The organism is Microcoleus vaginatus HSN003 (genome assembly GCF_022701255.1).
Classification (GTDB): domain Bacteria; phylum Cyanobacteriota; class Cyanobacteriia; order Cyanobacteriales; family Microcoleaceae; genus Microcoleus; species Microcoleus vaginatus_B.
In genome coordinates, this window is sequence record NZ_CP031705.1 from 5,414,135 (window position 1) to 5,441,087 (window position 26,953).

Consider the following 26,953-nt stretch of genomic DNA (forward strand, 5'->3'; position numbering starts at 1 on the left):
TGATATAATGTTATATTTGCTGAAACTATTATATCAAAAATTTGTGTTTTTTGGGGAAGATTTGTTAGACTGGGAGTGTTAGCTAGCGAGTCGATAGACCATATTGTACGCGAGGTGAATCATTATGCTCCAAGCATTTGAAGGAATTTACAGAAATGGAGTCATCGAACTGTTAGAATTTCCTGAAAACATTTATGAAAGTCGCGTGGTGATTACTTTTTTGGCTGCGCCATCCATTCCTCGAACGCCTACATTTATCCAGTTTGGAATGTTTGCAGGTTCTCATCAATCCACCGAAGCTGATTTCGAGATTGCCGAATTTCAAGGGGATACTGACGATGAATTAGATTGGTCATAGCTGCCGATGAAATATGTCATTGATACCCACGCGCTGATCTGGTTTCTCGAAGGAAATCAAAGATTGGGGACTCAAGTCCAAGCCATTCTCTCCAATTTGGACAGTCAGCTTGTTTTACCTGCGATCGCCTTGGCTGAAGCTGCATGGATTGTAGAACGAGGAAAAACATCAATTCCATCTGTTAATGCGTTGTTCAATGCGATTAATAGCGATTCTAGAATCGCAGTTTATCCACTCGATCGAACTATCATCAATCAAACGCTCAGCTTATTGAGCATCCATGAAATGCACGATCGTCAACTTGTAGCAACCGCAATGATTTTGCAAAATCAAGGTGAAACTGTGGCGCTGTTGACGTGCGATGGAAATATTACGGCTTCCGGTGTAATTTCTGTTATCTGGTGATTAATAAAACAACGGTTAAAAGAGGAAAGCCAATGGTGACGAACCTAAAGGTGGATACGGCACTGCTGCAAGAGGATCTCGAACTGGAGCGAGAAATTGCGATCGAAACCTTAGTGGAAATCGCCTTGCGCGAATACATTCAACGGTTTGCATTGGATCGGATTCATGTCTTTTGTCAGTTCTAGCCCTTGGGTTGGAGTGCCTATGGTTGTAGGACTTATACCTGTGTTAATAATTGTACCTACTTTATTCTTAATAGTATTTAGTAGTCTAATGTCCGGTGCTGGTAACTCAAATAATGGTGATAGATAAGTTGAAAATTGCGAAAGTTTTTGACTTTTTAAATCAAAAAATAATCACTTTTAAATCAAAGGATAACCACTCAAAAGTACATTGTGACCTAAGAATTTATCTTCATGGTACTCAGTATTTCAGCGTTTCTTTGACTCCGAGTTTGCTTGGCTCAAAGATAGAGACCATTCGACAGAATTTATGGAATACTGTGTAATACTCTTCCCCACTATCAAGATCGTGCCAAAATCTTTGGTTGTGCATTGCTTCTCTTGCATAATAGCCAAATGTGTACAGTGCAATTTCCTTTTTCATTATACCCGACATAATCATAAAGTAAATCTCTTCCAAAAAGCAGATAAATACCTCTTTTTCCTGTTTGGTGACGGATATGCGGCTAGAGCTATCATGCAAAAGCTTACAGACTTTCTGAATTGACTCGTTCTCATCGAATCTTTTGCTCATCTCATGAAACTTCTCATATCTACGTATCCTATTGAGGTCTACGAACTCAATAATACCTTTCACAAAAGCTATGATTCCTATTAGTTGAGCAATAACTTCAATAAAGTTTTTCATGATTATATATCAAGTGGGAAGAGATGATAATTATTCCCTATTATACTGCAACACTCCGGACAGTTTTTGGAACAATAATACAAGCTTTACAGCCCAAGGATCATAAATAAAGTCCAATTAAATGCAACGAGCGGGGTGAATCTGACATTGATTTAATTATCCACAGTGGCTCAAAGTCCTACAGAATAAGCCATTGGGCAATATAAAAACTGTCCGGACTATTGATACTGATGATCGGCAAAAAAGTCATGGTGGGGCTCACCAGTATTTATACTCATCGCAAAAATGACACGCTCCCATTCAACGTCGTAAACAGCCGCAGCATCTCAAACTCAGCTTTGGAGAATCTCAAGCGTGCATTTCGTGAAAAATATCAACTGCATGAACTGGGTTTAAATCCTGATGAAATTTGGGGAGATATTCGCGATCAAACTTTTGCAGGAGGCGAGGTCATTTTTGAATGACGCTAAGGAATGATTAAACCGCAGAGAGCGCAGAGGGCGCTGAGGAAGAGAACTGGAGTTTAGACTAAGCACCTCTTAAAGCACGGTTAGATTTCAACTTAAGAACGGCAATGGTCGCTGGTGAAGAGCTATGAGGCTCAACCACTAGCATAGATGCCGACGACCGTTGACGTTCTCTTCGGCTGACAACCTCAAAAAAAAACTGTCTGCGATAGTTTCAACAGACAGCGTAAGGGTAGAAGATTGAGAATTCAGCTAAAAATCTCAAATCTACCTGCCATGAAGTTTGAACAATTACGGGAATTTCGTCAACAAGCTTATGAATGTCTCGGCAATGCCAAAGACGCCACCTTTGAACTAGCAGACGCGATAATGACGACTCGCCACGTCTCATGTTTAGGAGATTTAGCCCTCAATCCCTTATTTCGGCGTGAGTGGTCAAGCGTCTACGAAGCGCTGCAAGATTGTAGACCAGACCGAGACCAATTGATGCAACTATATATCCAACAGATGTCACAAGTGGAACGTCCAGTATTAGCGATCGATCATACAGCATGGTTGAGACCCCATGCACCTACTCTCAAAGAACGGACCTATGAACATCAACCCACAGCCTTACCTCACGGCATACCTGTTGGTATCGGTCAAGGATATAGTACGATCGCACTGATACCAACGATTAGCGGGAGTTGGGCGCTGCCATTAAGACACGAACGTATTACCAGTTGGGACAACCCAATCGGTAAAGGCGCTGAACAATTGGCACAAGTCTGTGAATATCTTCAGAATAGACCCATCGCCCTATTTGATAGTGAGTATGGGTGCGCCCCTCTGGTTAAAGCTACTGCTGCGATCGCCGCTGATAAACTAATGCGTATTCGCTCCAATCGTTGCTTATGGTCAACACCCCCAGCCTATAGTGGTAGAGGACGGCCAAAAATTCATGGAAACCAGTTTAAGCTTAACGACTCCTCAAGCTGGTGGGAACCAGAACAAACCCTGGAATCCCTTGAGCCGAAACTCGGACGAATCAGGTTGAGAACATGGGATAACTTACATTTCCGAGGTAGTCCCAAACATCCGATGACTCTGATTTTAGTAGAACGCTTAGACACTGTAACGGGTCAATTAAAAACTCAACCTTTGTGGTTAGTTTGGGTTGGTGTTCAAATGCCACCTCTTACAGAAATTTGGCAACTATATCTACGTCGTTTTGCCATCGAACACTGGTATCGCTTAGCGAAACAAACATTGCATTGGACAATTCCGAAGCTAAGCACTCCAGAACAATGTGAACGATGGAGTGATTTGATGCCATTGCTAACTTGGCAATTATGGTTAGCTCAAGATTTAGTCAGGGAAATTCGTCTACCCTGGCAAAAGCCTCTCCCTGAATTGACACCTGGAAGGGTTGCACAATCAATGCTTCCACTTTTAATTAGGATTGGGAGTCCGGCTGTTGCTCCCAAATCCCGAGGAAAATCGGCTGGATGGTCATCCGGTAAACTGCGCGCTCAAAGATGTCGCTATCCCGTGGTCAAAAAGGGTAAAGGTCGGTTCCAAAACTCTCCCAAATTCGTAATTTAACCTTAGAAAACTCTTTCTAAATTCACTAGAATTTCACTCAGCGTTAGCTGAGTCAATTTGTGCTTAGTCTAAACTCCAAAGAGAAGAGAGAGATGAATAATTTCGATACCAAGGGATTTGATATGAAGATGAAAAAAGGGGCAACTTGCGTCGCCCCTCATCTATTTAATCAACTGCAAAATTAAACTTCCACAGCTATCTTTTGTTCCGAAGCCTCCGGCGAATTCGCTTCACTCGGCGGCACAACTTGCCAGAACTTAGGCAAATATTCCGACCAATTTGCTAAAATCTTCTCAGCTTTCTTGCTACCAGTTCGATCGCACTGAGCCTCAATCAACTCCTTCAACTGCGCCTCCCCAGCGGCCGTACAAACCCGCTGCATCTTCACAATCTCCCCGTTGACGTGAGCCGGGAAAGTCCCATCTTCATCGAGGAAATAAGCCAAGCCGCCAGTCATTCCAGCGCCGACATTCCGGCCGACTTTTCCTAACACGACAATCACGCCGCCAGTCATGTACTCGCAGCAGTGATCGCCCGCACCTTCAATGACTGCTTTCGCCATCGAGTTACGCACCGCAAACCGTTCGCCAGCTTTACCCGCAGCCAACAGAGTTCCCCCCGTCGCACCATACAAACAAGTGTTACCGACGATCGCATTTTCGGAAGCATCATAAGTTGCACCAGCCGGCGGTGCGATCGCAATTTCGCCACCGTGCATCCCCTTACCAACGTAGTCATTGGCTTGGCCTGACAGTACCAGCGTCATCCCCGGCAAATTGAACGCGCCGAAGCTTTGGCCTGCGCTACCAGTGCAATTGAGGGTGATTTGACCGCTAAAGCCGGTGTTGCCGTGTTGCTGTGCGAGCGCACCTGCTAAACGTGCGCCTACAGTGCGATCAGTATTCACCAATTTTACATTCTTGCTAACAGTGCCGTGATTGGCGATCGCACTTTGAATCTCAGCATCCGCGAGCAAATCATCGTCTAACACTGGCCCGTTTGTGTGTACCTCGCCGTGCACCAAGAAAGATCGATCGCTCTTAGTATCCGGTAACTTGGTCAAACAATCCAAATTAATTGCTTGCGTTTTAGTTAGTTGCACCCCATCGCGCATTTTCAGCAAATCCGCGCGGCCGATGATATCTGCGATCGACTTATAACCCAATTTCGCCAGCAAACTCCGCACTTCTTGTGCTACGAAATAGAAGAAATTAACAACGTGTTCCGGCGTTCCGGGGAACCGTTTCCGCAAGTGTTCTTGTTGAGTTGTCACCCCCACCGGACAACTATTCATGTGGCAAACGCGAGCCATAATACAGCCTTCTGCAATCATTGCCACCGTGCCAAACCCGTACTCTTCGCCGCCCATCAAAGCGCCTACAATCACGTCCCAGCCGCTTTTAAAGCCACCGTCAACGCGCAGCAAAACTCGATCGCGCAATTTATTTTCCATCAGCACCCGGTGAACTTCTGTCAAACCGAGTTCCCACGGAGAACCTGCGTGCTTAATCGAACTCAGTGGCGAAGCACCGGTGCCGCCATCGTGGCCGGAAATTTGAATCACATCAGCATTTGCCTTGGCGACACCAGCCGCTACAGTCCCGATGCCGACTTCCGACACCAACTTCACCGAAACTCCTGCTTTCGGATTGATTTGGTGCAAGTCAAAAATCAACTGCGCCAAATCCTCGATCGAATAAATGTCGTGGTGAGGAGGAGGAGAAATCAGCGTGACACCCGGTTTCGATCGGCGCAAATAAGCAATATACTCGCTCACTTTCGCCCCTGGCAATTGACCGCCTTCACCTGGTTTCGCACCTTGTGCGATTTTAATTTCGATTTGTTGGGCGTTCATCAGGTACTCAGGAGTCACCCCGAAACGTCCAGAAGCTACTTGTTTGATGGATGAAGAAGCTGTATCGCCGTTCTGCAAACCTTTTAAGTGAGGTAGCGTTTGTGAGAAACCCGCCTCGCTCACATCGTTTAGCACTTTGTAGCGCACCGGGTCTTCCCCGCCCTCGCCGGAGTTGGATTTGCCGCCGATGCGGTTCATCGCAATCGCTAGCGTTTCGTGGGCTTCCGGGGACAAAGCGCCGAGAGACATACCGCCGGTGGCGAACCGCTTGACAACATCTGCTACAGATTCTACTTCTTCGATGGCAATGGGAGGGCGATCGCTCGCAAAGTCGAGCAAATCCCGCAAAGCCGTTACCGGGCCATTTTCTAGCTGTTGCTTGTAAACCTCATAATGGTCGTAGGCACTTTCACCATTTTTGTCCACCGTCGTGGAAGTTTTTGCTTGGGCCCCGTTACCGTTACCGTTAGTCTGAGCCTTAAAAGTAGTCACAGCCTTGTGCAAAGCCTTCGCCATTTCCGGGCTGTTCCTGTGATATTCACCACCCCGGCGGTACTGCACGAAGCCGAAGTTTTCCAGCTTTTTGAGGTGCAATTCTGGGAAAGCCTGACTGTGGAAAGACATTACCTCGTTAGCCAGTTCCGCCACACTCAAACCGCCGATGCGGGAAACAGTGCCTTTGAAACCCAAATCGAGCAAATCACCGCCAATGCCGATCGCCTCAAAGATTTGTGCTCCCTGATAGCTAGACAGCAGCGAAATCCCCATTTTCGAGAGAATCTTCAGCAGCCCATTTTCCACCGCTGTGCGGTATCTAGCTTGAGCCTGCGTCACGGTAATATTGGGAACTTTGCCGTGCTGCATCAAATTTTGAGTCTTGGCGTCAGACCACCAGGCGCGCACGCTTTCCAAAGCCAAGTAAGGACAAACAGCGATCGCCCCGTAACCAATCAAACAAGCGAAGTGGTGAGTGCTCCAACATTGGGCGGTATCCACAACCAGCGAAGTTTGCATCCGCAGGCCGACGTTAATTAAGTGGTGGTGAACCGCACCAACTGCCAGGAAGGGCGGAATATAAGTGCATTCTGCACTCAATCCCACAGAAGATTCGCCTTCTTGCTTCGAGACTCGATCGCTCAAAACCAGAATTCTCGAACCCTCGCGCACCGCTTGAGCCGCGTTTTGACAAAGTTGCTCGACTGCGGTTTTCAAACCTCCAGGCCCGGCAGCAATTTTGTAAAGCGTTGACAATTCGGTTGCGGGGAAAGACTTTTGCTCTTTCAAGAAAGACAGTTCAGCGTCGTTGAGTACGGGGGAATCAATTTTCATGCGCTTGGCATTTTCTGGTACTGCTTGCAGTAAATTGCCCCGCAGGCCCACATTCATCGTCAGCGACATCACCATCCCCTCGCGCAGGGGGTCGATCGGCGGATTTGTCACTTGAGCGAACCGCTGTTTGAAATAGTTGTACAGCAACTGAGGCTTTTCTGACAACACAGCTAAGGGAACGTCATCGCCCATGCAGAAAGTCGGTTCTTTCCCAGAACTCGCCATCTCGACGATTACCATGTCCAAATCTTCGGCTGTATAACCGAAAGCAGTTTGGGTTGCTAACAGCGTTTGCGAGTCGAGGGTTGCTGTTTCGGCAAAAGGCTGCGGTTCCAAGGTTTCGCGGTTTTGTTGCAGCCATTCGCCGTAGGGATGCCGCTTAGCAATTCGCTGTTTGAGTTGCCAATTTTTGAGAATTTCTTGAGTTTGCAGGTCAACTGCAATCATTTGTCCGGGGCCCAAACGGCCTTTTTCGACAATATCGGCTTCGGGAATATCCACAACTCCGGCTTCGGAAGCCACAATTACCAAACCGTCTTTAGTAATGCAGTAGCGGGCCGGCCGCAAACCGTTGCGATCGAGCGTAGCACCTACTTGTTTGCCGTCGCTAAACACCAGCAGTGCGGGGCCGTCCCAAGGTTCTTGAATGCCGCTGTAATATTCGTAAAAATCAACAATTTCTGGATAGTCAGCCAAATCCGGCTGATTTTTGTAAGCTTCGGGCACCAGAATTGTCAAGGATTCCAGCGGGGTGCGGCCGGAGTGTACCAGCAACTCCATCACGTTGTCCAAGTTTGCCGAATCGCTGCTGTCGGGATTGACAATTGGGTTAAACGTGTCGATATCAGCTTGACTCCAATTGGGGTGAGCTAAATTCGCTTGTCGCGCCCTCATCCAAGTAATATTGCCCAACAGCGTGTTAATTTCCCCGTTGTGTCCCAGCAAGCGCATCGGCTGGGCTAAGTGCCAGCGGGGCATTGTGTTGGTGCTGAAGCGCCGGTGATAGACGGCAAAGGAGCTTTTATAAGCGGGATTTTTCAGGTCTGGGTAAAATTCTGCCAGTACGGCCGATCGCACCATGCCTTTATAGACGATCGTGCGGCAGGAAAAAGAGCAAGTATAAAAGTCTTGGCGGGTGAAGTTGGGGCGATTTGACAGCGCGTGTCCGATCGTGCGGCGCGCCAGAAATAGATGTTTGTCGAGTTCGTCTCCGGCTAAGTGCGGTGAACTGACAATTACTTGTTCGATTTGAGGTTGATTTTCTAGCGCTTGCTCGCCCAAAACCGACGGTACAATGGGAACTTTGCGCCATCCCAAAAGTTTCAGCCCGCGATCGGTCAGAACTTGCTCAACCACCTGCCGCGCTATAGTCGCTTGAAATTTATCTTGAGACAGAAACAGCATTCCCACGCCGCAGTTTTCCCGCGCCGGAGGCACAATTCCCTGTTCGGCAAACCAAGTATCCAGCAATTCCCAAGGAATCGCGGTCATCAAACCCGCACCGTCGCCGGAATCTTGGTCGGCACTGCAACCGCCGCGATGTTCTAGACAAGTTAAAGCTGGGAGCGCTTTCTCAATAATCGAGTGGGTGGCTTCACCGCTTTGGTTGGCAATAAAGCCCACACCGCAGGCATCTCTTTCTTCCACTAACCAGCTTTGGCCGGCATAGGGAGTTCCTCGCTGAGTCTGATGCACGTTTCTGTTTGGATCGATCGTGTTACCCATGTTGATTGAATGTTATTTCCGTGATTGTGTGGTGGATGTGTTTTTATAGCTCGGAGAGAGAAGGCTGCCGAGCGGTGGGAGCCTAGTAAACTTTAAGACAGCACATTGGAAGCTGATTTGATTAAAAATTTACGTCTATGCGGCCTGTACTTAGCACTGAAACCCTGTTTGCAGATTTTAAATTATCTCGCTCGCATCGCCTCGGAGATGTCTCCTAGAATACCCTGCTGTTAAAAAGCAGTGATTCTTTGGGCAATCGCCGCCCTGCAACTAGATACATTGCAGGCGATTCCCTACGGGATAGCTGCGCTTCACGAGTTTTTTGTGTGTTTTTCTCCTGAGTCCGCAAGGGTAGCCTTGCAGCGAACACAGGTAGATAGTAAATCTAGCGTTATTTTGCTTGCTGCGCTGTTGAGTTGCTTTCGTCAGCGCCCGCAGACACAAAAGCCACCTGCCCGCTCAGTCGGTAGGTGCAATGTTGTAGCAGCGCGGTTCACAACTGGTAAAACCTGTCTTATTGTGCAGTCAACCCTCGGGCCGCGAACATCAAGTGTATCAAGAAATGGATAAAATTTCACCGCTTACAGTCCGAGTTTGCACGCAAGTCTAGTCAGCGATCGTCCAGAACCCAGGCTAAGAGGCCTAGCCGAAAAAGGTTGACAGTTGTGCATAACTCTAATTTGTATTTTTTTACCCACAAACGTTTGTAACTCATCAATGAAGGTTATTTCAACGATTTCTGACAAATTAGGAGCATCTGGTAGATCCAGCGCAGCCTTTTTGACCACGCCCAAAAACGGATGCTTGACTTTCTCACAAAAGCCGGGGAAAGGCAAAAATTTTAGACTCTTGTTCAAGCTTCCAGGTTCATCTCTCCCGTAATTCTCAAATCTCAAATCTCAAATTGACTGACGCCCACAAACTTGACCTTGGTAATTTTATTTAGCTCAATGGTGGCCGTTTTTGCGGATTTGAGTGGATTGCATTTGGGAGATTTTATTTCTATCTTTTATAAAAAAAGGTCGGTAAACGGAAAAGGAGCGAGACTTTAGGCGGCTTGCAAGGGACACGGGGGAATTCACTCTTGAGTGAATAGTTGTAAAATATGGAGATTAATTGCACAATTTTTATAATTTTATGTTATGATAAACTAAGCGTAATTAATCGGCTAAATGCTTTATAAAATTCAAAAATTACGGCAAACAACAAAAGTTTATTGCTGTTAATGAAGCTTGAGAGACAGTGTGTTTGCGATCGCCCTCATAATGCAGCTAGAAATATCCTCCAGAAGAAAAGGCGTACCGTAGGGCCTAGGGGAACTTGGGGTGACACCCTAATGCTTGTGGACAGATGACCTCTACGGAGGCTGGAGAAATCCTGTATCAACAAGCCGCCTCTTTTAATCGAGAATCTCAGTTTCTTTAGGGCCCAGAGTGTCAAAAGTCATCCCCTAATGATGCCACGCCTATTAATTAGCTTCTTAAATTCCTATTTAATGAACCGTTGTCGTTCAATCAGCGTTAGCAGCCTTCATTTTCTACTTAGTCTCAACTCTAGTATCAACATCTCTTACATAAAATATTAAATTTTGTTGGGAAAATAGCTTTTTCATAATTTAAGCTACAAAGTAGATTAAACTAAGTATAGTTAATCAATAGCACGGCCCATAGAGCGAAAATAGTAAATAGTAACTCTAAAAAGCTTCAGCTAGACAGAAGCAGTAGGAAGACGTAAATATGGCTAGCATAACAAATATTTTTCTCGGATACCATATTAACGAGCAAATATACGCAGGTAATCGAACTCTAGTTTATCGTGGCCTTCGCTCTTCCGATCAGCAGCCAGTCGTGATTAAACTGCTACGAAATGACTTTCCTCGCTTCAACGAACTCGTTCATTTCCGCAACCAGTACGTCATTGCTAAAAACTTACAAATCCCCGGCACTGTCAAGGCATACAGCCTGGAGACTTACAATAACCACTATGCTCTGGTAATGGAAGACTTTGGGGGAATTTCGTTAAGTAGCTACCTCGCTAGTTTAGTGTTCGCGAGCAACGAACCCCTCAAAGGCTTGCCTATTAACGAGTTTCTTCCCATTGCAATTCAAATTGCTAACTCACTCGATGGACTTTATCGCCACCACGTCATCCATAAAGACCTCAAACCTGCCAACATTCTAATTAACCCCGCCAGCAAACAAGTGAAGCTGATTGACTTCAGCATCGCTTCCCTGTTGCCGCGCCAAACCCAAGAAATTCAAAATCCCAACGTCCTCGAAGGCACTTTACCTTACATATCTCCAGAACAAACTGGGCGGATGAACCGAGGCATTGATTACCGCACGGATTTCTACTCTCTGGGAGTCACATTCTACGAACTGCTGACGAGACAGTTGCCTTTCCAAAGCGACGATCCGATAGAGTTAGTACACTGTCACCTTGCCAAGCAGCCTCTCCCAGTCCATCACCTCAACAAAGGCGTTCCGTGGGTGGTGTCTGAAATTGTTAGCAAATTGATGGCGAAGAATGCTGAAGATAGGTATCAAAGTGCGATCGGACTCAAGTTTGATTTGGAAACTTGTTTGCACGAATGGGAAGAGACAGGTCAAATTACTTCCTTTAAATTGGGAACGCGAGATTTGTGCGATCGCTTCATTATTCCCGAAAAATTATATGGTAGAGAGAGCGAAGTATTCTCCCTACTCGCCGCCTTCGATCGCGTGAGTGCAGGAAGCGCCGAAATGATGCTGGTGGCTGGCTTCTCAGGCATTGGCAAAACCGCCGTAGTCAACGAAGTTCACAAACCGATTATTGCAGCTAGAGGCTACTTCATCAAAGGCAAATTCGACCAATTTGGGCGCAGCCAACCCTTCTCAGCTTTTGTACAAGCTTTTCGCGATTTAATGAACCAATTGCTGAGCGAAACCGATGCTAAAGTTGAGGAGTGGAAGACTCAAATCCTGGCAGCATTGGGCGAGAATGCTCAGGTAATCGTTGAGGTAATTCCCGAACTAGAGCGGATTATCGGCGAGCAACCACCTGCACCAGAACTCGTCGGCAGTGCTGCCCAAAATCGCTTCAATCGGTTATTAGAGAAGTTCATTCAACTTTTCACCACCCAAGAACATCCCCTCGTCATCTTCTTAGACGACTTGCAATGGGCCGACTCAGCCTCATTGAACTTGATTCAACTTCTGACGAGCGATCGCGATCGGCGCTATCTCTTATTAATTGGAGCGTATCGAGATAACGAAGTCAGTCCCGTACACCCTTTAGTGCTGACATTATCAGAGATCCAACAAACGGGAGCTACAGTAAACACCATTACTCTCGCGCCGCTCGATTGCTTCAATTTAAATTGTTTAATTGCCGATACCTTAGTTTGTTCTAGAGCGTTGGCTCGGCCCTTAACAGAACTGGTCGATCAAAAAACCCAAGGCAATCCATTTTTTAGCACGCAATTTCTCAAATCTTTGCATGAAGATGGGTTAATTACTTTTAATTTTGAGGCGCGGTATTGGCAGTGCGATATCGCCAAAGTGCGAACCTTAGCCCTGACAGATGATGTTGTCGAGTTCATGGCGCTTCAATTGCAAAAGTTGCCACCCGAGACGCAAGAAGTTTTAAAGTTAGCTGCCTGCATTGGCAACGAATTCGATTTAGCAACGCTGGCGGTAGTTTGTGAAAAATCTTCGTCAGAGACGGCAGCAAACTTGTGGCCTGCTTTGCAAGCAGGATTGATTCTTCCCCTGACTGAAGTTTATAAGTTTTTCACTTCAGAGGAGTTTGAATTCATCAATCAGAATTCAGAAGGAGAAAGAAATACTTCTGACTCCTGGTTCCAGAATCCCGACTCGTGTTATTACAAATTTCTGCACGATCGCGTACAGCAAGCAGCTTACGTTTTGATTCCCGAATCCCAGAAACAATCCACTCACCTCAATATTGGTCAACTTTTGTTGATTAATACTCCGAGAACAGAAAGGGAAGAGCAAATTTTTAATATCGTCAACCAGTTGAATTATGGTGTTGATTTAATTGCCGAACCCACCCAGCGCGACGAACTGGCTGAGTTGAATTTGATCGCGGGACGCAAGGCGAAGACTGCTACCGCTTATGCTGCGGCACGCAAATATTTAAGTTTTGGCAGGCAAATCCTAGCTGCCGATAGCTGGCAAACTCACTATGAAACAGCCCTCGAACTCCACGTATTAGGGGCAGAAACTGCATACCTGAACTATGATTTTCAGGACATGGAGGAATTAGCTCATTTAGTCCTGCACAATGCCAGAACGCTGCTGGATAAGGTGAAAGTGTATGAAATCGAGCTTTCTGCTTGTACGGCGCAAGTCAAACCCAAACAAGCCGTTGAAATGGGCTTAGCAGTTCTCAAACTCTTGGGAATCTGCTTCCCAGAAAATCCAACTCCGGCAGATATTCAGCAGCGATTAGAACAAACCGCGTCACTTTTTGCGGGTAAAAAAATCGCGGAGTTTATTGATTTGCCAGAAATGGAAAATCTCCAAAAGCAAGCAGCCTTGCGGATTCTATCAGGTTTAGTTTCTCCAGCCTACATCACGGCTCCACTTCTCCTGCCGTTGGTTATTTTGGAAATGGTTAATTTATCGGTTAGTTATGGGAATGCTCCCTTATCGGCATTTGCTTACGGCTTGTATGGATTGGTATTAAGCGGGGTAGTTCAAGACATTGAAACAGGCTTTGATTTTGGGCAATTGGCGTTAAATATTGTGGAGCGATTTAATGCCAATTACCTCAAAACCAAAGTATTTTATACAGTCGGGGTTCATATCATACATGGTAAACATCATGTCAAAGAAACTATCCCTCTTTTAAAAGAAGGTTACGCGATAGGACTGGAAACGGGAGAACTTGAATTGGGATATTCAGCCAAAGAAATTTCTCAATATTCATATTTAATCGGTCGAGAAATCGCGGGGCTAGAAGAGGAAGTAGCGACCTATTGCCATGCGCTGGTTCAATTCAAACAAGAAGCAGCGTTAAATTATACTCAAATCGTTCATCAGGCTTTATTAAATCTGCTGGGGCGCTCAAAAAATCCATGTCAATTTGTGGGAGATGCCTACCATGAAGAAAAAATGCTCCCCTTTCACATCCAAGCAAACGATCGCAACGGACTCCACTATTTTCACTTTCATAAAATGCTTGTGTGTTACCTGTTTGGAGAAACAGCGCAAGCTTTAGAAAATGCTCGGCAAGCCGAACAGTATTTAGACGCGGTGACGGGTATGCTCAATGTGCCGATGTTCTACTTTTATGACTCTCTAGCACGGCTGGGAGTTTATAGGGAGGAGGGTTCCTGCGAAGAGAAACACGAACATCTGGAAAAAGTGAAAAGCAACCAAGAAACCCTTCATAAATGGGCGCATCACGCCCCCATGAATTTCTCGCACAAATTTTACCTAGTGGAAGCCGAACTGTTCCGAGTGCTGGGTGAAAATGTGTCGGCGATGGAGACTTACGATCGCGCCATTTTTCTTGCTAAAGAAAACGATTATCTCAACGAGGAAGCTCTGGCGAATGAATTGGCTGCTAAATTTTACTTGGCATGGGGGAAGGAAAAAGTTGGTCAGGTATATCTAATAGATGCTTACTATGCTTATGCGCGGTGGGGAGCGAAAGCAAAAATCGAGGATCTAGAACAACGCTATCCCCAACTTCTGGCCCCTATCTTAAAACCGGAAAAAGCTCATTCCTTCGACGCAGGTGCTACCTCCAATGAGACTTCATTCATTTCTAGTAATCACCAAACAATTAGTGGGAGTACCAGCATCGCAGTCCTAGATTTACCCACGGTTATCAAAGCTTATCAAGCTCTGTCTAGCGAAATAAAGCTTGAACAATTGCTCACTACCCTGATGGAAGTGGCGATTCAAAATGCAGGCGCTCAAACAGGAGTATTGATTTTGAAAGAAGAGGACGACTGGAAAATTGCTGTCCACTGTAGCGATCGCCAAGGCTGTCTTCTGCAAGAAACTATTGCGATCGAGGAGAGCCAATCAATTCCCCAGACAGTCATTAATTACGTCAAACGCACCCACAAAACCCTAGTTTTCGATGATGTCAAGACTGAATTAATATTTACTTCTGACCCCTATATCAAGCAGCACGAACCTAAGAGCATCCTATGTACTCCGATTATCCATCAAGGCAAAATGATGGCAATTCTGTATTTGGAAAATAATCTGACAATGGGGGCATTCACTGGCGATCGCGTCGCCCTCCTCAACATCCTGTGCTCCCAAGCTGCCATCTCGTTGGAAAACGCCCGCCTGTATCAGCAATCTCAACAGCTTTATCAACAATCTCAGGATTACGGTCAAAAATTAGAGCACTCTATCAAGGATCTCAAACAGATGCAGTTGCAATTGGTGCAGGGTGAGAAGATGTCTGCTCTGGGAAATTTAGTCGCAGGGGTAGCCCACGAAATTAACAATCCCGTAGGCTTTATCGCCGGTAATTTGCAACCTGCTCAAGAATACGTGGGGGATTTATTCAATTTGATTGATTTGTATCAAGAAAAATTTCCCAATCCGGGAGTGGAAATTGAAACAGAAATTGAGGATATAGACTTGGAGTATTTGCGAGAAGATTTGCCCAAATTGATTGGCTCGATGAAAGAGGGAGTCGAGCGCATCCGCAATATCAGTACGAGTTTGAGAACGTTTTCGAGGGCAGATAGCGATCGACCCGTTTCTTTCAATATTCATGATGGACTCGACAGCACTCTGCTGATTCTCAAGCACCGTTTAAAAGCGAGCGAGTTCCGCCCTGCGATTGAAGTTGTGAAAGAGTATGGTAACTTGCCCCTAGTGAAATGCTTTCCCGGACAGTTGAACCAGGTATTTATGAATGTGCTGGCTAATGCGATTGACGCTCTGGAAGAGTCAAATAAGGAGCGCAGTTTTAGGGAAATTAAAGCCCTACCTAATCAAATCACGGTTCAAACTGCTCTCAGCGAAGACAAAAATCAGGTTTTGATTCGCATTAAGGATAATGGAGTGGGGATGTCGGCGGAAGTCAAGGAAAACATCTTTAACCACTTATTCACCACCAAGCCTGTGGGTCAAGGAACCGGATTAGGATTGTCGATCGCCCACCAAATTGTTGTGGAAAAACATGGAGGTACGTTACTCGTGAATTCTTCCCTGGGTCATGGTTCGGAGTTTGTGATTTCTATTCCGAGGTGAGAATTTCCTAGTAGGGGTTTAGCGCAATTAGCGCCGTTTAGTAAAAAGAAACATACGGATATTCCGGGTTTCTAGACACCCATGCGTTTAGAAGTGAAATAGTGAGTTGTAAGCTGTGAAACGTAATTTGTCCTCTTGGCGTCCCATATTCTCAGTTTCGATTTTACCCGTACTGGCGATCGCCCCGTCTTTGCTCTGGAATCAACCCGGAAGATCACAACAGGGGGACAGGGCTGGGCTGATTCATGCTTCGATCTCCCGCCAGGGAATGAATTCCCTGGCTGATAGCGAAAGTCGCTTAAAAGTGAGATGTTGCACCATTGTCAATTACTTGTTTAGGAACAGGCAAGATGCCTGTTCCACAAGAGATGAATTTTATTGTGGAACAGGCATCTTGCCTGTTCTTGAGAATGGTGCAACATCTCAGTTAAAAGCGACTGAAATATTGACCTATAGTCCTCTTGAGAGGACTTCCGCTATGAGACAGGGGTTTCAACCCCTGTCGGACTCTAGGCTTTTGAGTCAATCCCTACCGCCAGCTTCCACAATCAAACAAGGCCGCCAAGTTTCTCTAAACGGCCGCATTCTGCCCCTAGCTTGGACTCAGCAGCCGGCAAACAGCACTTCTGGGAATTTCCGAACTTGGATTGCTGATGTTGGATTGATGCAAAGTGCGGGAGTGGATTTGCTCAGCAGCGCCGACAGTGCCAAACAACCAGTGCAGTGGTTTTCGGTATCTTTAAGCGGCGCTCAAAGCTTAGCAGCGAGGGCAACAGGCTCGTATCGTTACTTAGATGTTACCGATTTTGCTAGACTTGCGGGCTGGGAGATATCTGCTGAGGGGAATATTCTAAAAATTACTTCTCAAACTGCAAGTGTTACCGGAATTCGGCAAGCAGAAATAGAATCGGGCGATCGCATTGTAGTAGATCTCGATCAACCCGCCCCTTGGCAAGTCAACTTTGTCGCTAAACCAAGCCCGTCGCCGACACCCACACCCAACCCCCCCGACGACCCCACAAAGCCCGTTATCCAACCGAGAACCCCCGCAGCGCCAAACCTTGAAACACCAGACGACCCGACCAAACCCACTCTCCCGCTGCAAATAACGCCATTACAGCCGATCGTCGGTCAAGAATGGTCGATCGCGATCGATGCCAAAGTCGCTCCCGCCTTACTTCAGGGCACTTTTCAAACCAGCAAACAATTGCTATCACTAAAAGTCGAACCTGACGGCGATCAAACTAAAGTCAAAGTGAAGATTCCTTTAGGTTGGCGGCCGCAAGTTTTCAGCCTGGGAAATCCCAATCGATTAGTTATCGACATTCGGCCAGATTCGTTAGTAGAAAAAAACATTGTTTGGGCGCCCGGTGTGCAGTGGCGGCAGCAGTATCAAAATTTAGGAACTGCTCGTTTTCCAGTAGTTTGGTTAGAAGTTAATCCGCGTCAATCCGGTGTAAAAATTAGACCAATTCTCAGCAATCCGCCGACAGATCAAGGCACTGCACCTTTATTGCAAACAGCAGAAGTTTCGGGTGCGGCTGCTGCGATTAATGCAGGTTTTTTCAATCGAATTAATCGCTTAGCTTTAGGGCCAATTCGCCGTGACAATAAATGGCTTTCCGGGCCGATATTGAACCGGGGGGCGATCGCCTGGAACGATCGGGGCGAATTTGCGATCGATCGTTTAACTTTGCAAGAAACTTTGATCACTCCGGCAAATCAATTTTTGCCCGTTTCTCATCTCAATAGTGCCTACCTACAACCGGGAATCGGTCGCTACACTCCTGATTGGGGAACAACTTATACTCCGTTGTCTGGCAATGAAATAGTTGTGACAGTTGCGGGCGATCGAGTTGTCAGCCAATCGCCCGGAGGTGCGCCGGGAACAACAACTTTTCCCATTCCAGTTAACGGTTATATTTTGGCTTTGCGTTCGGATTTTTCCCCTGCATCTGAACTCTCCATCGGCACTTTATTGCGTCTGGAAACTAACACTTTTCCTGCTGATTTTAACCGTTTTCCTTACATTCTCGGCGGTGGGCCTGTGTTGGTACAAAACAGTCGAGTTGTGCTGGATGCTAAGGCGGAAGGGTTTAGCGATGCCTATGTTCGACAGACAGCAATTAGAAGTGCGATCGGGCGAAATGCTGCGGGGAATTTGCTGATTGTAGCCGTGCACAATCGCGCAGGCGGGGCGGGGCCAAATTTCGCAGAACTGGCGCAGATATTGCAGCAAATGGGTGCTGTGGAGGCTTTAAATTTGGATGGGGGAAGTTCGACGAGTTTGTATTTGGGAGGTAGTTTGCTCGATCGACCTCCGTCAACTGCTGCGAGAGTTCATAATGCGATCGGCATTTTCATTCAACCATAAGTAGTTAATCTTCGACATTAATTTTCGGCGGCTAGAAACCGCTACTACACAAACAAAGTCCACCTAAGTAGGTAGGAGCGTAAATTATCTTTTTAAACTTAAATTAAACAGGTTGTGTACCTAGGAAACCATAGTGCCAAGACATTTGAGCCTTCATGGGAGTTAGTTAGTCAATGGCAATACTATTTTTATGTCACCCATGGCCCGAAAGTTTATCCAATGTTGATTCCCGCAGAAAACCCAATTATTTGTAAAACTTACATGACCCAAGTTGAAGGTAAAAACACAAGATTAAGACATTATCTAGCTCGAATGCACAGAAAAAATCTGTGTTATTCTAAATTAGACAATTAGTTGCTCAGATCTTCTATCAAGTTACTAATTCATTATCTGAAATTCGACGATGTGCCGATTCCCTATTCGAGTAATTATTCATTTTAAGGAGTATTCAATCCCCTCTATTTATACGTCATACCTCTATTCAGCAACGCCGAAAATTTATCTTTTGTGGAACGAGTCCCAGAACCCGTTAAGCGAGAATGATGCAAGATGTGAGTTTTAACTGAGATGTTACACCATTCTCAAGAACAGGCAAGATGCCTGTTCCACAAGAGATGAATTTTCTTGTGGAACAGGCATCTTGCCTGTTCATAAAAAGCTTATTGAAAATGGTGCAACATTTCAGTTTTAACCGACTTGTGCTGTGAGACGGTTTCAACCCCCGTCGGGATGTCGGCGGTTCTAGTTATAGTAAGTTACCATAATTTATATGGGTTATTGAGAGGTAGAAAAATGGCTAACATTAATCGGAGGCGTACTGAAAATGTTAACGGTAACTTTTATGTAGACAGTACCTGCATTGACTGTGATACTTGTCGGTGGATGGCACCTGAAGTATTTAGTCAAGAGGGAGAACAGTCTGCGGTTTACCACCAACCAACTAACGAGATGGAAGAAATGCGATCGCTCGCGGCTCTTTTGTCTTGTCCCACCAGTTCGATAGGGACTGTAGAAAAACCCAAAAGCATCAAAGAAGCCCAGCAACTGTTGCCCGCCCTCGTAGCAGAAAATGTCTATCACTGTGGCTACCACTCAGAGAAATCCTACGGCGCAGCCAGCTATTTAATTGTCCGCCCCGAAGGAAACATTTTAGTTGATTCTCCCCGTTTTGTGCCGCCGCTAGTTAAAAATATCGAAGCAATGGGTGGCATTCGCTATCTGTACTTGACTCACCGCGACGACGTAGCAGATCATCAACAATACCACGATCATTTTGGGTGCGATCGCATTCTCCATGCTGACGAAATTAACGCGGGTACTCGCAGTGTAGAAATTCAATTTTCTGGTAGCCAATCGCCTCAAATCGCAGATGATTTGTTGATTATTTCTGTTCCAGGTCACACGAAAGGTCACACTGTTTTGCTTTACAATAACAAGTTTTTGTTCAGCGGCGATCATCTTGCTTGGTCGGAAAGTTTGCAGCAGCTAGTTGGCTTTCGCCAAGCCTGTTGGTATTCTTGGCCCGAACAAATCAAATCTATGCAGAATTTGGCTAATTACTCGTTTGAATGGGTGTTGCCGGGACACGGCGCCAGGTATAATGCCGATCGACAAACAATGAGCAATCAAATGCAACAGTGTATTGCTTGGATGCTCGATGCTTAATGCGATCGGGTTCATCACTCCGACTCAGCCACATTCAGTTGACCCCGGTAGCCTGTGAAAATCCGACTGTCATCTTTCAGAATATGAATCTCCATCTGATCGCTCACCCAAGTGAGGGGTAGGAAATTCAGAGAATGCTACCAACCCCATAAGGGTTACTCTCAAGGAGTTAAGCATGAATGTCTAAAAATGTATGTCAATGGTATGGGTTTTCGAGCGATAGAGAGAATCAAAGGTGTTCATCATACGACAATAATTAATTGGGTCAAACAGGTGGGATAACTTCTACCACAGGCTTACGAACCAGATACAATTCCCGATGTCGGAGAACTAGATGAATTAGAAGCATTTAGTCGCTCAAAAAAAATATCATACCTGAATTTAGCAACGCCAACTTTTCTTGTGGAACAGGCCGGAAAGCGTGTTCATAAAAGGATTATTGACAATGGTGCAACTTATAAGTTTGAACTTAAATCTTGCACCATTGTCAAGAACGGGCTCTCCGGCCCATTCCACAAGAGATGAATTTTCTTGTGGAACAGGCATCTTGCCTGTTCCTAAACAAGTAATTGAGAATGGTGCAAAATATAAGTTTGAATCAACTATTCTACCGCTGCTGATCCGCTGGAAAAGCACCCGCTTTCACCGCCACAGTAACAGGTTGTCCGCTGCGGCTTAATTCAAGCTGCAGATCGCTGCCCACTGTAGCTTTCTCGACAATTTGCTGTACGCTGCCAGCATCACTGACTTCTGTACCGTTGATTTTCTTGATCACATCGGCAAGGCGAACTCCAGCTTGTGCCGCCGGAGAATTTTTCGCAACTCCCAAAACTAACACGCCTTTATCTTCAGTCAGCCTCAATTTAGTGTTGGGATTGTTATTAAATTCTCTCTTGATTGCGGGAGTAATGCTCAACATCCGAACGCCGAGATAAGGATGTTCGGCTTTTCCTGTTGTGACTAATTGGTCGGCAATTTGTTGTGCTCGATCGATCGGAATCGCAAAACCCAATCCTTGAGCGCCTTGAATAATCGCTGTATTCATGCCGATAACTTGACCGCGCTGGTTCAGCAGCGGGCCACCAGAATTGCCGGGATTGATCGCAGCATCGGTTTGAATAAAGTTGACGCGCTTGTCGGGAACACCGACATCGGCGCTAGAACGCCCTGTAGCGCTAATAATGCCCACAGTCACAGTATTGTCCAAACCGAGGGGATTACCGATCGCGATCGCCCATTCTCCCGGCTGTAACTCTTCAGATTTGCCCAAACTCACCACAGGCAAATTGTTAGCTTCAATTTTAACAACAGCCACATCAGTAACTGTATCTACGCCTAAAACTTTGCCGACAAATTCGCGGCCATCCTTCAGTTTTACCGTCACCGTATCCGCGCGGTCAACGACGTGAGCGTTAGTCAAAATGCGACCGTCGGAACCAAAAATAAAACCCGAACCCGAACCCCGTTCTACTCGATTTCCCGGTGCAATCGGAGATTCGGAACCGAAGAAGCGGCGGAATTGCTCAGGTATCTCATCTGGAACTTGGTTCGTCACCGTGCGAGAGGAGTTGATCCGCACCACCGCCGGGCCGACTTCCTGCACAACTTTACTGACAAAATTAGAGTCTTGAGAGGGCAGTATATTGGCTGGCAACGCTGAGATTGGTGCTGGACTTGAAGGTTCAGCTTGAATGGCGTTAGAACTTCCAGGAACTTGAGAAGTTAGGGCGTTGCACCCAAAAGTTGCGGTGGAGCCGAGCAAAATGAGGGATAAAAAAGCAAGTTTTTTAGGCAAATAAAAACGGCTAGAACGCTGAGCTGAAGCAGGCATATTTTGGGTTGACATAGTATTAATTTGGTGAGAGTTAGAGGGAGAGTTATAATTAGGGTTTTGCATTTTTAGCACCTACTGTAATTAAGTTAGAAGTAAAGGGTCTTTAATTTTAATTCAAGCATTTATAGTATCTGGTTGACTGGTGGGGTTTACCCTACAAGCTGGGGTAGAAACCAGACAGTCGCAGGCAAATTGTGTGTGGATTCGACCTTTGGAGTGCGATCGAGCTGGGTCGGCACTGGTGAATTGCTGTCTGATTGCGATAATATAAACTACGCTAGCCACCTCGCATATTCCGCATTTCTCCCGAAAATTTCACAGGATTGATATCCGAAGTCAACAACAATCCTAGAGTCAAAAAAACCAGGTTTTTACGCCAAATATTCGTTGTGAGCGATCGACCTTAACGTAGAAACGGGAGCATCTGACTTTTGCAGCCAAGCTAGAAATTAGAGTTGGGAGCCAGGAACCCGGAGGAAAGAGTCAGAAGGAAGGAGGAAGAAGGAAAGAGCCAGAAGAAGTGTTTTTACAAATATGAGATGCTCCCGTAGAAACGGGATTTTTGACCCCGCCTGCATCGAGGCATGATAGCAGCTAAAGCACCGGAAAGCCTCACCCTAAAGCAGGAAGTAAAAAACCTCTAAAGCCTCCAGCTAAACTACCAACTATACCCCAGTCAAAATAGCCTGCCAAAACTCTCTTCATATCGTTTCCGGTTGCATCGAAATAATAAAATCGAGTCAACAGTTAACACTCAACCATTCAGTTTTTCGAGCCGCCCGTCAACAGTCAACAGTCAACAGTCAACAGTCAACAATAATTCCGGTGCAACCGGAATTGATATCAACTCTAAAATTTGAACCTATGGAGGAATTTTATTGCTCCATAGGTTCAATGGAACTAACCGAATCGATTTCGCTCGACTTGTTCCTCGAACTCTCAAAAATATCAACAGTATTCTTAATAAAACCAGCCATCGGCACAGCCACTAACAAACCCGCTACTCCGGCCACCTTAATCCCCACCAGCAGCGCCACTAAAATCCACACAGGATTGAGACCGATAAAACTGCCTAATAACCGAGGAGCAACCCCGCTTTCAATTATTTGCTCAATTACTGTAGCGACAGCTAAAACTGTGACGCCGAGCCAAAAGTTGTTTAATGTGATCAGCAAACTGACAATGCAAATACTGAAAGGTGCCCCGAAGGGAATCATAGTCATTACACCCACACCCAAACCGAACAGAAGTCCGAAGGGAACTCGCAAAATTAAAAAAGCAACAGTTATAGACAGTCCCATCAAACCCGCCAAAGTTGCTTGCCCGACGAAGTAGTTGTGGAAGCTTCGCGCCAGCAACTCTCGCAATTGAAGGCTCAGCTTGGAAGGAAACCATTTAAACAATCCTTCCCAAACGCGATCGCCGTGCAAGAGCAAGTAGAATGTCACGACTATTGTGAGGAGGAAATTCAACAGACTGTCTGCCGCACCCAAGCCAAATTTGAGAACTTCGCCAGTGAGAGACTGCAACTGAGCTGAAAGTCGATCGCTCAATTTGGTAGTCAAACCGCTAACATCAATGCGGAGATTGCGATTTTCCGCCCACTTGTTGAACGCTTCAATCTGTTCTGTGCCAGAAACTATCCAAGTCGGCAGTCGGGTGGCAAGTTCAGTAATTTGGTTTAGCAGAATGGGGGCGAGAGTCAGACCTAAAACCACCAATAGCAGTAAAGTCAAAAACAATACCGACAAAACTGCTCGATCGCGCTTCAAGCCGTATCTGTGCAGAAAGCGCACTGGATAATCTAGCAAAAAAGACAGAACGGTAGCAACTACCAACACTGTAATCAAGGCGCGAAAATATTCAAAGACTAGGAGAGCTAACCAGCAGTTGAGTACCGCTAGGGGAAATACCAGCCCGTAAGTCCACCACTGCGGCAGTTGAGTGAAACGTCTCATCTAAGTTAACCGAGTTAAAATTTGAGATGCAAGATGTGAGATTGACACTGCTATTTGCCGTTCTCCGTTAACCATTTTATGTTGTATTTATTTATACCCGACTGCTGAAAGTTCCCAGTTGCTCGACCCGCAGCGGAAATTAGGTTGTTGGCAGGCACTGCCTGCCACAACCATGTTATATCGTTTCCGCTGGTATGGATATATTAACTGCGAAAAAAATATTTTTTGCTGTTGGCAAGGCAGCAGTTTGCAACTGGCAATTCAACCTTTTTCCCCGTGCCGTTCGAGAGCTAATTGAATTAAACGGTCTACTAATTCAGGGAAAGAGATGCCGTCCGCTGCCCACATTTGCGGATACATACTGGTAGCTGTAAAGCCAGGAAAAGTGTTGATTTCGTTAATCAAAACTTCTCCGGTTGATTCAATGTAGAAAAAGTCTACTCGCGCTAAACCTGCTGCGTCTATAGCCAAAAATGCTTGCACTGCCATTTCTTGGATTTTCGAGACGATCGCAGCGCTGACTTTTGCCGGGATTGAGCAGTCGGCTTGTCCCTGGGTATATTTAGTTTCGTAGTCGTAGAAATCGCTTTGAAAAGTAATTTCTCCCACCGTTGAAGCTTGAGGATTATCGTTACCCAAAACTGCACATTCTAATTCTCTAGCAACCACACCCGCTTCGACAATTATCCGCCTGTCGTAGCTGGCGGCGCTATCGAGAGCTGCTTCTAATTCAGCGCGCGATCGAGCTTTAGAAATCCCCACAGACGATCCCAGATTAGCGGGTTTTACAAAGCAAGGATAGCCCAACTCAGCTTCAATTTTGTCGCACAGTTTGGGGAAAACGCAAGGATTAGACCAGATTTCGGAACGGTTGACAGCGATGTATTTTACCTGCGGCAAACCAGCCTGAGCAAAAGCCATTTTCATGGCAATTTTATCCATTCCCAGCGCCGAACCTAAAACCCCGGAACCGACAAAAGGAATTTGCATTAATTTCAGCAATCCTTGCACCGTACCGTCTTCGCCGTTTGGCCCGTGCAAAACAGGGAACCAAACATCTACGGCATTAAAATTAGGAAACTGTCCAGCGGGAGAGTCATTTTGTGCTGTTTGTTCCTCTATTTCCAGAGGTTTTCCGCTGGCTAAGACTTGTTGAGGTAATGTTCCCGACAGCCAGCGACCGTTTTTTTGGATGTAAAAGGGCAGAACTTCGTATTTAGAGGCATTTTCGTCAGCAGCGAGGGCACGGGCGATCGCCCGCGCTGAACTAATTGAGACTTCGTGTTCGCCCGATCGCCCCCCGAACAATAGCCCGATCCGCATCGTTGTCATTTTTCCATACTCCCGGTACTTTTTGACAAATATACACGCAGTTAGCGCAGCCAACGCAGAAACGAACCGCCTTAAAACTACTTATCTCCTCCCTCCCACTCTTCCTCTGTGTTCTCTGCGCTCTCTGCGGTTAAAATCCCCCTCCCGCCTGTCAAAAGCCTGAATTCCCCCCCGGTCACTTTCAGTTAAAACGTCGCCACAATCCACAGCAAACAGCCACATTTAATCGAAAATTGCATCATTTCCCTCCGCATTCGATTCGGGTTTCTTGCCCTGGCTTGAAACAGTTTATTTCCTTCATCGTCTTTTCGCGCACTTAGATAATCCCGGAACTCAATACTCCAGCCATGCTTATTTTTAAGAAGAGGTGTTTGCAGGAAAATGCGACTTAGTTTCAGCATGATTGGCTGCTGATATTAAATTACTTTTTCCCACAAATCTAGTTGCGATTTAACACCCTACGCTTTATGTTTTGAGTATTGAGTTGGCTAACATTATTTTTGGTAATTCAACCCAAAACTCAAAACTCAAAACTATTCCACCATTTCTCCTGTTAAACTAAAAGCGCGAATATCTGTAACTTTAACCCGCACAATTTTACCCGCCAATTCCGCAATATCGCCCTTAAAAAATGTGAGACGATTGCCGCGAGTGCGTCCCATCACCTGAGTTGGATCTTTGAGATTTTGGACTTCCACCAAAACCTCTTCAGTGCGTCCGAAATAGCGCTGCGATCGTTCCATCGCCGTTGTTGTGACTACATGATTGATTCGTTGCAGGCGATCGGCTTTCACCTCCTCACTCAACTGATTTTCCCACAAAGCCGCCGGTGTCCCAGGGCGCGGCGAATAAGCAGCAGTATTCACCAAATCGAAACCAACATCTTCGATTAACTTCAAAGTCTTCTCAAACTGGGCTTCCGTCTCCCCAGGAAAACCGACAATCGCGTCCGCCGTAATCGACGCATCCGGCATATAACGGCGAATTGTATCAATAATCCGGCGATATTTTTCCTGAGTATAACCCCGCGACATCGCTTTCAAAATATCATTATCTCCCGACTGAAAAGGAATGTGAAAATGTTCGCAAACCTGCGGTAATGCAGCACAAGCCTTAATCAATCTCTCTGTAAAATAGCGCGGGTGGCTAGTAGCAAATCTGAGGCGATCGACTCCCGGCACATCCTGCACAAAATAAAGCAAATCCGTCAAAGTATGCTGGTTGCTGCCGTCCGCTTTTGTCCCCGGCAAATCGCGTCCGTAAGCATCAATATTTTGCCCCAACAAAGTTACTTCCTTGTAACCTTGACGGCCCAAATCCTCCATTTCCGCGCGAATTGCCTGCGGCATTCGCGACTGTTCAACCCCGCGAACATTCGGCACAACACAATAAGTGCAGCGTTCATTGCAGCCGTAAATTACATTCACCCAAGCAGTCACCTTGCTGTCGCGGCGCGGCTTAGTAATATCCTCCATAATCTCAACAGCTTCAGTCGCCACAACTTGATTGCCCTCAAAAACTTGTTCCAGCAAATCTTCAAGTCGGTTAGCGTGTTGTGGCCCCATTACTAAGTCTAATTCCGGCACTCTCCGCAGCAGCGCTTCACCTTCCTGCTGCGCCACGCATCCAGCTACAATTAAAGTTAAACCCGGTTCTTGGCGTTTACGATGAGCTTGCCTTCCGAGGTTAGAATAAACTCTTTGTTCGGCATTGTCGCGAATCGTGCAAGTATTGTAGAGAATCAAGCTAGCTTCGTTCGGGTCTTCCGAGAACTCAAAGCCCATATTTTCCAGAATGCCGGCCATCCGTTCCGAGTCGGCTTTATTCATCTGGCATCCGAAAGTAGTGATGTGATAGCGGCGGGGTTTAACGGTCATGGCGAATTGCAGGCAAATAAAAAATATAGGTTTTCAACCTTAACACTTTATTATAACACTTCTCTGTTCAACGACATACGTCTGGGAATTG

General features: G+C 46.0%; 17 protein-coding genes and 2 pseudogenes. 10 read left to right on the forward strand and 9 right to left on the reverse strand.

What is annotated here, in order from left to right:
- Positions 1-124 precede the first annotated feature (124 nt).
- The 3 genes from D0A37_RS23435 to D0A37_RS23445 are packed head-to-tail and all read left to right on the forward strand — an operon-like array spanning position 125 to position 948.
- Positions 125-358, forward strand: a complete 234-nt coding sequence (locus tag D0A37_RS23435) for a hypothetical protein (protein WP_242718023.1) — start codon at positions 125-127, stop codon at positions 356-358.
- A 6-nt stretch (positions 359-364) separates the two neighbouring features.
- On the forward strand, positions 365-763 hold the full coding sequence (locus D0A37_RS23440) for a type II toxin-antitoxin system VapC family toxin (RefSeq protein WP_242718025.1): 399 nt from the start codon (positions 365-367) through the stop codon (positions 761-763).
- A gap of 32 nt (positions 764-795) precedes the next feature.
- Positions 796-948, forward strand: coding sequence for a hypothetical protein (locus tag D0A37_RS23445; protein ID WP_242718027.1), 153 nt, complete (start codon positions 796-798; stop codon positions 946-948).
- A gap of 238 nt (positions 949-1,186) precedes the next feature.
- Here D0A37_RS23445 and D0A37_RS23450 read toward each other — a convergent pair whose 3' ends face one another.
- Positions 1,187-1,633, reverse strand: coding sequence for a hypothetical protein (locus tag D0A37_RS23450; protein ID WP_242718029.1), 447 nt, complete (start codon positions 1,631-1,633; stop codon positions 1,187-1,189).
- 230 nt (positions 1,634-1,863) lie between these two features.
- Here D0A37_RS23450 and D0A37_RS23455 point away from each other — a divergent pair, with 230 nt between their 5' ends.
- Both D0A37_RS23455 and D0A37_RS23460 read left to right on the forward strand, forming a co-directional pair.
- Complete coding sequence (locus D0A37_RS23455; protein ID WP_242718031.1) at positions 1,864-2,097, forward strand: hypothetical protein; 234 nt, start codon at positions 1,864-1,866, stop codon at positions 2,095-2,097.
- A 279-nt stretch (positions 2,098-2,376) separates the two neighbouring features.
- Complete coding sequence (locus tag D0A37_RS23460) at positions 2,377-3,684, forward strand: NF041680 family putative transposase (RefSeq protein ID WP_242716831.1); 1,308 nt, start codon at positions 2,377-2,379, stop codon at positions 3,682-3,684.
- 181 nt (positions 3,685-3,865) lie between these two features.
- Here the strand turns inward: D0A37_RS23460 and gltB are convergent, their stop codons facing one another.
- Together gltB and D0A37_RS23470 are read right to left on the reverse strand one after the other, a co-directional pair.
- On the reverse strand, positions 3,866-8,593 hold the full coding sequence (gene gltB / locus D0A37_RS23465; protein ID WP_242718033.1) for a glutamate synthase large subunit: 4,728 nt from the start codon (positions 8,591-8,593) through the stop codon (positions 3,866-3,868).
- A 581-nt stretch (positions 8,594-9,174) separates the two neighbouring features.
- Positions 9,175-9,450: a hypothetical protein gene (locus tag D0A37_RS23470; protein ID WP_242718035.1), complete on the reverse strand. Its 276-nt coding sequence runs from the start codon at positions 9,448-9,450 to the stop codon at positions 9,175-9,177.
- Positions 9,451-10,329: 879 nt separating this feature from the next.
- Between D0A37_RS23470 and D0A37_RS23475 the strand changes: the two genes are divergently transcribed.
- The 5 genes and pseudogenes from D0A37_RS23475 to D0A37_RS23500 form a co-directional block, all read left to right on the forward strand.
- Complete coding sequence (locus tag D0A37_RS23475) at positions 10,330-15,822, forward strand: trifunctional serine/threonine-protein kinase/ATP-binding protein/sensor histidine kinase (protein ID WP_242718037.1); 5,493 nt, start codon at positions 10,330-10,332, stop codon at positions 15,820-15,822.
- Between the two features lie 115 nt (positions 15,823-15,937).
- Positions 15,938-18,196 (forward strand): phosphodiester glycosidase family protein, encoded by a 2,259-nt coding sequence (locus tag D0A37_RS23480; protein ID WP_242718039.1) that lies wholly within the window; start codon positions 15,938-15,940, stop codon positions 18,194-18,196.
- Between the two features lie 120 nt (positions 18,197-18,316).
- Positions 18,317-18,637, forward strand: a pseudogene (locus D0A37_RS23485) (IS1 family transposase); the annotation flags it as partial.
- A 351-nt stretch (positions 18,638-18,988) separates the two neighbouring features.
- A complete protein-coding gene (locus tag D0A37_RS23490) occupies positions 18,989-19,861 on the forward strand; it encodes an MBL fold metallo-hydrolase (RefSeq protein WP_242718041.1) in 873 nt (290 codons plus the stop codon).
- Positions 19,862-19,978: 117 nt separating this feature from the next.
- Positions 19,979-20,227: pseudogene (locus D0A37_RS23500) on the forward strand (IS1-like element transposase); the annotation flags it as partial.
- 15 nt (positions 20,228-20,242) lie between these two features.
- On the opposite strand, the gene D0A37_RS23505 reads toward D0A37_RS23500, so the two are convergent.
- The 6 genes from D0A37_RS23505 to miaB form a co-directional block, all read right to left on the reverse strand.
- Positions 20,243-20,407, reverse strand: coding sequence for a hypothetical protein (locus tag D0A37_RS23505; RefSeq protein WP_242725869.1), 165 nt, complete (start codon positions 20,405-20,407; stop codon positions 20,243-20,245).
- A 61-nt stretch (positions 20,408-20,468) separates the two neighbouring features.
- Positions 20,469-21,707, reverse strand: coding sequence for an HhoA/HhoB/HtrA family serine endopeptidase (locus D0A37_RS23510; protein ID WP_242718043.1), 1,239 nt, complete (start codon positions 21,705-21,707; stop codon positions 20,469-20,471).
- An 863-nt stretch (positions 21,708-22,570) separates the two neighbouring features.
- Positions 22,571-23,653, reverse strand: a complete 1,083-nt coding sequence (locus tag D0A37_RS23515; protein ID WP_242718045.1) for an AI-2E family transporter — start codon at positions 23,651-23,653, stop codon at positions 22,571-22,573.
- 261 nt (positions 23,654-23,914) lie between these two features.
- Positions 23,915-24,985: a D-alanine--D-alanine ligase family protein gene (locus D0A37_RS23520; protein WP_242718047.1), complete on the reverse strand. Its 1,071-nt coding sequence runs from the start codon at positions 24,983-24,985 to the stop codon at positions 23,915-23,917.
- A gap of 185 nt (positions 24,986-25,170) precedes the next feature.
- Positions 25,171-25,386, reverse strand: a complete 216-nt coding sequence (locus D0A37_RS23525) for a hypothetical protein (RefSeq protein ID WP_242718050.1) — start codon at positions 25,384-25,386, stop codon at positions 25,171-25,173.
- A 132-nt stretch (positions 25,387-25,518) separates the two neighbouring features.
- Entirely contained in the window at positions 25,519-26,862 is a 1,344-nt protein-coding gene (gene miaB / locus D0A37_RS23530; RefSeq protein WP_242718052.1) for a tRNA (N6-isopentenyl adenosine(37)-C2)-methylthiotransferase MiaB, read from the reverse strand.
- Positions 26,863-26,953 lie beyond the last annotated feature (91 nt).

What these genes read in the sequence shown, in the direction of transcription:
- D0A37_RS23435 (WP_242718023.1), top strand. Translation starts at nt 125, where the DNA reads ATGCTCCAAGCATTTGAAGGAATTTACAGAAATGGAGTCATCGAACTG.
- D0A37_RS23440 (WP_242718025.1), top strand. Translation starts at nt 365, where the DNA reads ATGAAATATGTCATTGATACCCACGCGCTGATCTGGTTTCTCGAAGGA.
- D0A37_RS23445 (WP_242718027.1), top strand. Translation starts at nt 796, where the DNA reads ATGGTGACGAACCTAAAGGTGGATACGGCACTGCTGCAAGAGGATCTC.
- D0A37_RS23450 (WP_242718029.1), bottom strand. Translation starts at nt 1,633, where the DNA reads ATGAAAAACTTTATTGAAGTTATTGCTCAACTAATAGGAATCATAGCT.
- D0A37_RS23455 (WP_242718031.1), top strand. Translation starts at nt 1,864, where the DNA reads ATGATCGGCAAAAAAGTCATGGTGGGGCTCACCAGTATTTATACTCAT.
- D0A37_RS23460 (WP_242716831.1), top strand. Translation starts at nt 2,377, where the DNA reads ATGAAGTTTGAACAATTACGGGAATTTCGTCAACAAGCTTATGAATGT.
- gltB (WP_242718033.1), bottom strand. Translation starts at nt 8,593, where the DNA reads ATGGGTAACACGATCGATCCAAACAGAAACGTGCATCAGACTCAGCGA.
- D0A37_RS23475 (WP_242718037.1), top strand. Translation starts at nt 10,330, where the DNA reads ATGGCTAGCATAACAAATATTTTTCTCGGATACCATATTAACGAGCAA.
- D0A37_RS23490 (WP_242718041.1), top strand. Translation starts at nt 18,989, where the DNA reads ATGGCTAACATTAATCGGAGGCGTACTGAAAATGTTAACGGTAACTTT.
- D0A37_RS23505 (WP_242725869.1), bottom strand. Translation starts at nt 20,407, where the DNA reads ATGCCTGTTCCACAAGAAAATTCATCTCTTGTGGAATGGGCCGGAGAG.
- D0A37_RS23510 (WP_242718043.1), bottom strand. Translation starts at nt 21,707, where the DNA reads ATGTCAACCCAAAATATGCCTGCTTCAGCTCAGCGTTCTAGCCGTTTT.
- D0A37_RS23515 (WP_242718045.1), bottom strand. Translation starts at nt 23,653, where the DNA reads ATGAGACGTTTCACTCAACTGCCGCAGTGGTGGACTTACGGGCTGGTA.
- D0A37_RS23520 (WP_242718047.1), bottom strand. Translation starts at nt 24,985, where the DNA reads ATGACAACGATGCGGATCGGGCTATTGTTCGGGGGGCGATCGGGCGAA.
- D0A37_RS23525 (WP_242718050.1), bottom strand. Translation starts at nt 25,386, where the DNA reads ATGCTGAAACTAAGTCGCATTTTCCTGCAAACACCTCTTCTTAAAAAT.
- miaB (WP_242718052.1), bottom strand. Translation starts at nt 26,862, where the DNA reads ATGACCGTTAAACCCCGCCGCTATCACATCACTACTTTCGGATGCCAG.